This window comes from Limosilactobacillus difficilis (assembly GCF_947387495.1).
Classification (GTDB): domain Bacteria; phylum Bacillota; class Bacilli; order Lactobacillales; family Lactobacillaceae; genus Limosilactobacillus; species Limosilactobacillus difficilis.
The window spans coordinates 1-834 of sequence record NZ_CANDNU010000102.1 but is presented as its reverse complement, the minus strand read 5'-3'; the positions used below and the strand labels follow the sequence as shown (position 1 = coordinate 834).

Below are 834 nucleotides of genomic sequence, written 5' to 3'. Positions count from 1 at the left end.
ACGATAAGCATAACGTTTAAAATTGAAACGAACACCAGCTGGGTTTACATAATAATCGTCTTCGGGATGATATTGCCAATTCATTACTTTGCGATCGTCAGATTTCCACTTGCGACTGTTCTCTTTAAGCATCGTACTGTAGGGAATTAAGGCTGTACAATCTGGTAACTCATCTTCAATATATTTATAATTTCGTTCGGAACCATAACCAGCATCAGCTACAATTTCATGACCCAAAACGTCGTTTTGGTCAAGCTGTTTCAGGAATGGGATCAGTGTTCTAGTATCAGTTGGGTTTTGCATTAAATCATAACCCAATACAAACTGTGAATTCGTCATAATTTGCAGATTATATGCCGGTTTAGTTTGACCATTGCGCATCGGATCTTCTTTTAATCGCATAAAAGTCGCATCATGATCAGTTTTGGAGTAACTGTTTCGCTGGCCTGCAGTAGCCATTTGAGCTTTATATTCTAGATTTTTCTGACGACAATGATTAAGCGCACGAAGGTACTTTTTAGCATGACGACGTTCTTGTTTCGCAGGGTTTGGCGAAACCTTTGGTTTTGTGGCTACCTGCTCGTTAAGTTCTTCAATCCGCTGCTCCAGCAGTGCAATTGTGGTGTCTAATTTATCGATTTTAAAATCATCTAGTTCAGCATTTATGTCAACTTCATGCTTCATTTCGTTAATAATCTTCTGAGCTTTAACTACATTTAGATCACTGTATTTGATCGTCCGTTTTTTCCACACGAAAGAATACTTATTAGCATTAGCTAGAATCTTAGTACCATCAATAAAAGATGCTTCATCGATCATGCCATTTTTTTGAAG

1 protein-coding gene is annotated in these 834 nt (G+C 37.8%); it reads right to left on the bottom strand.

Features of this window, described 5'->3' with window-relative positions:
* The coding region (locus tag QOR82_RS09130; protein ID WP_283584422.1) for a transposase at positions 1–834 on the bottom strand (834 nt) is incomplete at both ends.